7 protein-coding genes are annotated in these 6,462 nt (G+C 58.7%); 6 read left to right on the forward strand and 1 reads right to left on the reverse strand.

Translation table 11 applies throughout. The annotated features are described in order from the left end of the window. Positions 1 to 413: 413 nt before the first annotated feature. Positions 414 to 1,640: an FAD-dependent monooxygenase gene (locus tag B7449_RS14340; RefSeq protein WP_039733271.1), complete on the reverse strand. Its 1,227-nt coding sequence runs from the start codon at positions 1,638 to 1,640 to the stop codon at positions 414 to 416. A gap of 90 nt (positions 1,641 to 1,730) precedes the next feature. Between B7449_RS14340 and B7449_RS14345 the strand changes: the two genes are divergently transcribed. The 6 genes from B7449_RS14345 to B7449_RS14370 all read left to right on the forward strand — a co-directional run bounded on the left by B7449_RS14345 (position 1,731) and on the right by B7449_RS14370 (position 6,186). Then, positions 1,731 to 2,330, forward strand: a complete 600-nt coding sequence (locus tag B7449_RS14345; RefSeq protein WP_039733270.1) for a TetR/AcrR family transcriptional regulator — start codon at positions 1,731 to 1,733, stop codon at positions 2,328 to 2,330. Positions 2,331 to 2,779: 449 nt separating this feature from the next. Then, positions 2,780 to 3,202, forward strand: coding sequence for a DUF1203 domain-containing protein (locus B7449_RS14350; RefSeq protein ID WP_235721288.1), 423 nt, complete (start codon positions 2,780 to 2,782; stop codon positions 3,200 to 3,202). Between the two features lie 12 nt (positions 3,203 to 3,214). Then, positions 3,215 to 4,303, forward strand: coding sequence for a bifunctional DNA-binding transcriptional regulator/O6-methylguanine-DNA methyltransferase Ada (gene ada / locus B7449_RS14355; RefSeq protein ID WP_048883744.1), 1,089 nt, complete (start codon positions 3,215 to 3,217; stop codon positions 4,301 to 4,303). Beyond that, on the forward strand, positions 4,300 to 5,004 hold the full coding sequence (locus B7449_RS14360) for a 2OG-Fe(II) oxygenase (RefSeq protein ID WP_039733267.1): 705 nt from the start codon (positions 4,300 to 4,302) through the stop codon (positions 5,002 to 5,004). The genes ada and B7449_RS14360 overlap by 4 nt, the downstream gene beginning before the upstream one ends. After that, entirely contained in the window at positions 4,994 to 5,623 is a 630-nt protein-coding gene (alkB, locus tag B7449_RS14365; RefSeq protein ID WP_039733274.1) for a DNA oxidative demethylase AlkB, read from the forward strand. The genes B7449_RS14360 and alkB overlap by 11 nt, the downstream gene beginning before the upstream one ends. Next, the gene (locus B7449_RS14370) at positions 5,620 to 6,186 is read left to right on the forward strand and encodes a DNA-3-methyladenine glycosylase I (protein ID WP_039733265.1); all 567 of its coding nucleotides are present in this window, start codon (positions 5,620 to 5,622) and stop codon (positions 6,184 to 6,186) included. The genes alkB and B7449_RS14370 overlap by 4 nt, the downstream gene beginning before the upstream one ends. The last annotated feature ends 276 nt before the right edge of the window (positions 6,187 to 6,462 follow it).

The raw sequence follows: 6,462 nt of genomic DNA on the forward strand, positions 1-6,462 counted from the left end.
AACCGACATACGTCTTTTTCGGCGCTCTCTTTCTGCCAGACTGCATTCTGGCCGTAAAGCCGGAAGATGGAGCAAAGACGTGGATCACTTTCAGGTCTGTATATGTGCCTCGGCTGGAAAGCGGGGAGAGGGACTGACCGGCGCGCCGCAACCCATTCGACCCAGCATATGAATGCGGGCAGACACTGATACCCTTGTCCGATGAAGCATCTTACATCAACGGTGCACATCTCAAGGCGCACCGTCCGGCAGCCTCTCTACGTAAAGAAGGATAACACCCCGCCTGATCGGATGCACAAAATCCCCCCGCCGGCTCCTGAGAGAAAAACCTATCCATCAGCGTGCCTGTCTGTTGGATGCAATAGACAGACAGGTAATTTCCGCCGTCTTCATCGCCAATGCCTGTAATCTCGTTACACAGACGCGTAGTCTGACAGACGTAACGAATTATGTACCCCCGCCTTGGTATTGTCGAACATGCCAGCCGTGCCGTTCCGCGTAATTTCGGCAAGGATCCGGTCGCGTGTCTCGATATCCTTCTGAGTCCTTGGCAGGAAGAAGGCCCCGTTGTCATCGGTTGCCAGTGCCTGGTTCGCCTCGACAAAGGGCCGTGCAATGCGCTCATAGGCTGCAAACGCCTCTTCCGGACTGTCATGCGTAGCCAGTTCGCCTGCCAGCACATAGGCGCCTACCAATGCCAGGCTGCTACCCTGTCCTGACCGGAAGGATGGCGCGAATGCCGCATCGCCCACCAGCGCCACGCGCCCTTTCGACCAGTAAGGCATCCGGATCTGACTGACAGAATCGAAATACAGATCGTCGGCTGTCGCCATCGCACCAAGCAGACGTGGAACTTCCCAGCCCATGCTGGCGAAGGCGGCCCGCGTGCGCTGGATCTGTTCTTCCGTATTACGGCAGGCGGAACCTGGCGCTTCGTCTGTTGTAAAAGCAAGGAAGCCGAAGACCCTTGGATTATCCTGAACCGCCCAGATGCCGGCCGTGTGCCCCGCCTCGGCATGAACGATCCCGCCGTGCGACAGCCCCCTGTCGTTTGGCATGGAAAAGAGATTGAAGCAGAAACCAAGGGAATGATTGAACGATGTCTCGGGACCAAAGACCAGACGGCGGGTGCGTGAGTGCAGACCGTCCGCACCGATGACGATATCGTATCGTGCCCGCCGGCCACTGGCGAACCCGATATCGACGCCTTTACCGTCATCATGGAGAGTGTCGATTGAATCGTTGAAACAGTAATCGACGCCGCCGTTACATGTCGCGTCATGGAGCAGCGTCGTCAGCGTGCCGCGCGGCAGTTCGACATCGCGTTCGGCCTCGCTGCCGATTGCCTCATAGATCGGTACGCTGCCAATGACCTGGCCTGCCCGGTCCACGAAGGTCATTGTTCGGGATGCGATATGGGCGGCGCGGATCTGCGGCAGCAGACCCATTCGTTCGACCACGTCAATCGCCGTGCCACGAACGTCGATCGGGTATCCACCGGTCCGGATGGTCGGCGCCCGCTCGACCACCGTCACGTCGAACCCATAACGGTCGAGCCAGAAGGTGAGCGCCGGCCCCGCGATGCTGGCACCGGAGATGAGGACCGACCGGCGCCGTGCTGGCATCCTGGCTTTGCTCATGCTATTCCTCCATAAATAAGATTCAATTTGCATCTTAATGAGCGCGCGATGGGAGGCAATAAGATTCGCAATGCATCTTAATGAAGTATCATGAGAGTGCGAGGACGGACACGCCGACGCGGCGCAGCGCTGGAACAGGCGATCCTGGAAGCGACATGGGCGGAACTGGCGGAACACGGTTACGCCGGCCTGACGATGGAGAACGTCGCGCGTCGTGCGGAAACCAGTCGGCCGGTGCTGCACCGGCGCTGGCCCAGCCGCACGGCACTTGCGACGGCGGCACTCGCGCAGCAATTCGCGCGGGCGAATATCGTCATCTCGGATATGGGCAGCCTGCGCAAAGAACTCTGCCATCTTCTCCGCTGCATGTCGGATCGTGCCGGATCCCGGGACCTGCAACTGTTCTTCGACATGCAGAAGGATCTTGTGGCCGAACGGTCGAGCTTCGCCGACATACGGGCGCGCATTGTGGATGGCAGTCAGTTCCATGCCGTCATCGGACGGGCAATCGAACGTGGCGAAATCGATCCAGCCCGTCTCACGCCGCGGATCACATCACTTCCGCTGGATCTCGCCCGGCATGAGATGATGATGACATTTCAGCCCTTGTCTGATGACGCTATCCGAGAGATTGTCGATGACATCTTCCTGCCATTGGTACGATGGGATAAGCATTCTTCTCAGATATGACGTGTCTTCACGCGTTGGCTGCTCCATCCCCCTGGAGGGAGGAATCGATATGGTCTTGGCGACAGTCAGTGGGAATGAATACCGGCAATAACCATCGGACTGCTCCATTGCGATAGGCCGACCGCTTCCGCCTCGTATGGGCCGTCCACAATATGGTAACGCAAACCGCAAGGCGGATACTGCCTTGTGGCAACTGGCGCTAAAAATTTCCTAAACTGCGGGACAATTCCAATAAATCGGGCATGATTGATAAATGCCTGCCATGTGAAAATCAGTCTGTCGGTCGGGGACTGACAGACCCGTAAAAATTCGAATTTGATCGCAAGGTTCGGAGTGCCGGGCTCTGGGGACGCGGTTACGGTCGCAAACAGAAAGACAATCGACCGGAGATCACTATGTCATTCCGTATAACTGGCCTGAACCCGACTCCTTTCCGTCACCTTTACGGCATGAGCGACGCCGATCTGAGTGCCCTGAATGCACGTCGCTATACCGCCGACAGACTTCCCGGTTTTCCGGATCGTGTTGAACTGCGCGATGCCGAGCCGGGAGAAAGTGTGCTGCTTCTGAATTACACGCACCAGCCCGAGCAGACGCCATACCGGTCGAGCCACGCCATTTTCGTTCGGGAAGGCGCTGAGGTGCAATATGATGAGATCGACACCATTCCGGACTCACTCGGGGTCCGTCTCATGGCGTTGCGAGCCTTTGATGCCCGGCATGACATGATTGCGGCCGAGATCGTGGAAGGTACTCAGCTGAAATCCCTGATCGGACAGTTTTTTGACATACCGGAAGCTGCCTATCTTCATGCTCATTATGCCAGACGCGGGTGTTACGCTGCCCGTATTGACCGGACGCAGGAGGGCTGAGCCGTGACAACGATGAGCACAGACATACTGGCGGCTATTCGGGCGGATGCATCTTCATCTGTCGAACGGGATCCGCGATGGAACCGGATCCTGAGGCGCGACAGAACAGCCGATGGCCTGTTCTGGTATTCCGTCATCACCACGGGGATCTACTGTCGACCGTCCTGTCCCTCGCGCAGACCGCGCGCGGAAAATGCATGTATCCATGGAACCGTCGATGAGGCGCGTGCGACGGGGGCACGTCCATGCCGACGCTGCGACCCGGATGGCGCGCTTGCTGAAAATGGTCATAACGGACGGGTGATGCGGGCCTGCCGAATGATCGAAGCCAGCGAGACGCCTCCAACGCTTGATGTGCTGGCACAGAAAGCGGGGCTCAGCCCCACCTATTTCCAGCGTGTCTTCAAGCGTATTACCGGGCTGTCGCCCCGTCAGTATGGCGAAGCCTGTCGCGCGGAACGCCTGCGTGGTGTTCTGCGCTCCGCTGCGACCGTGACGGAAGCCATCTATACAGCTGGCTATAATTCCAGCAGCCGTTTTTATGAAAAGGCCGACAGTCTGCTTGGCATGAAGCCCGGTGCCCTGCGCGGTGGTGCTCCGGCAGAACGGCTGCGCTTTGCCATCGGACAGTGTTCGCTCGGCGCGATCCTTGTCGCTTCAGGAGAGCGGGGGATCGTGGCGATCCTCATGGGGGACGATCCGGACCGGCTGGCCCGTGATCTTCAGGACCGCTTTCCCAATGCGGAACTGGTCGGCGCGGATCCTGATTACGAGGATCATGTTGCACAGGTCGTGGGTCTCGTCGAAACGCCCGCCGTCGGGCTGGGGCTACCGCTTGATATCCGGGGAACGGCCTTCCAGCAGCGGGTATGGAACGCGCTCCGGGCCATTCCGGCGGGCCAGACCGCAACCTACACCGATATCGCCAGGGCCATCGGTTATCCGGAGTCCGTGCGGGCGGTTGCCAATGCCTGTGGCGCCAATGCCCTGGCTGTCGCCATTCCCTGCCATCGCGTCTTACGCAGGGACGGCACATTATCGGGTTATCGTTGGGGCGTTGCGCGCAAGAAAGCACTGCTGGAACGGGAAAAGGACGCATGAGGCCGGACAGTCTTGCAGCGATGGACTGGCAGGGCATTTCCGACAGGCTGGACGGGGATGGCTGGGCGCTGCTTCCCGGACTGTTGGATAAGGCAGCGTGCCAGTCCCTTTCGGCCCTCTATGCCAATGAGGCGGGATTTCGCAGCCGTATCATCATGGCGCGGCACGGATTTGGGCGTGGAGAATACCGCTACTTCTCCTATCCCCTGCCGCTTCTGGTCGCGACATTGCGCGAGAAAATCTATCCATTTCTCGTTCCGACCGCGAACTTCTGGATGGAACGCATGGGACTGACCCCCCGTTTTCCTGCGGATCACCAGACTTTCCTCGCCCGTTGCCATGCGGCAGGGCAGGTGCGGCCCACACCGCTATTATTACGATATGGGCCAGGTGATTATAACTGCCTGCATCAGGATCTTTACGGGGAGCATGTTTTTCCGATCCAGCTTGCCGTTCTGCTGTCGTGCCCGGACAGGGATTTCACCGGGGGAGAATTCGTCTTGACGGAGCAGAGGCCCCGCATGCAGTCGCGTGTGGATGTCGTGCCTCTCAGGCAGGGCGACGGCGTGCTGTTTGCTGTCAATCAGAGGCCAAAAACAGGCACGCGTGGCAGTTATCGCGTCACATTGCGCCACGGTGTCAGCCCTGTCCGGACCGGGCTCCGTCATACGCTGGGGATCATCTTCCATGATGCAGCCTGACCTGTTTGGCGCAGCGCGTGATGATATGGTGCTGTCCAGCGGTGCCCTGTTCCTTCCCGGTTTTGCTGCGGCAGAGGTGGCGACGTTGCTTGCCCATATCCGGACCATCGCGACCTGTTCGCCTTTCCGGCACATGCTCACGCCGGGTGGGCGGCGCATGTCGGTCGCCATGACCAGTTGTGGCAGGTTTGGTTGGACAAGCAGCCGCATGGGATATCGTTACACATCCTTTGATCCCGACACCGGGCAGGCATGGCCGCAGATGCCGTCTGTATTCTGTGAACTGGCGCGTCAGGCCGCTACGCGCGCAGGCTTCGTGGATTTTCTTCCCGATACCTGTCTTGTCAACCGGTATGCCCCGGGCGCCCGGTTATCGCTGCATCAGGATCTGGATGAGGGAGATATGAGCGCCCCGATCGTCTCCGTATCGCTAGGGCTTCCGGCTATTTTCCTCTGGGGTGGCCCGAGACGAAGTAATGCCAGACGACGTATAACCCTGCATGAAGGGGACGTGATGGTATGGGGAGGAAAGGCGCGCCTGAATTTTCATGGGGTTGAACCGCTACCACCCGGCAATGGCACCTATCGCTACAATCTGACATTCCGCAAGGCGCGATGACCAGCGACGAACGTATACGCTGCCACTGGGCACGCACGGATGCCCTGCTGCAGGCCTACCATGATACCGAATGGGGGGTGCCGGAGCATGATTCCCGGGCTTTGTGGGAAAAGCTGATGCTCGACGGTTTTCAGGCTGGCCTGTCATGGCGGCTCATTCTGAGCAGGCGGGAGGCTTTTCGTGAGGCCTTTGCCGGGTTCAGGCCGGAAATCGTGGCGGGCTATGGCGAGAAGGAAGTCGGTCAGTTGCTGGCCAATCAAGGCATCATACGGTCGCAGGCCAAGATCAGGGCGGTGATCCGCAATGCCCGTGCCTATCTGGCCATGCGGGAAGCAGGTGAGGATTTTGCCGGTTTTGTGTGGGACAGTGTGCAGGGAAAACCGGTCATGGGGGACGGGGCGGGCACAGCAACGCGCTCGATCGCAGGGAATGAGCTCTCTGCTTCATTGAAAAAACGCGGGTTCAGTTTTGTGGGACCGGTGATCGTGCATGCATGGATGCAGGCCGGCGGCCTCATCAATGATCATGAAACTGAATGCTTCTGTCGGACCAGGGGGAAGTGAAGGACGTGATACCCTGTAGGGTGGATCGTGCCTGGTCCCGTTTTCGCCTGATCTTCTATCATCGATAGCAACAGTCCGCTTGCGCCCTCATGTCGGTCATAAGAAAAGCCGCTGAGGCCTCCAGAAAGCGGTCATACTTTCGCGCAAAAATATGGATATACAAATGCGCATAAACATGTGCTATATTCTGGTTGCCAGTATATTAGGAGCAAAGTTATGGTTCGCGTGCATTCCGGCACTCCATCACGTCGCCCCACAAATGTGACGCTACCCGCT

Origin of the sequence: Komagataeibacter intermedius TF2 (genome assembly GCF_000964425.1) — a bacterium.
In the GTDB taxonomy this organism is placed as follows: domain Bacteria; phylum Pseudomonadota; class Alphaproteobacteria; order Acetobacterales; family Acetobacteraceae; genus Komagataeibacter; species Komagataeibacter intermedius.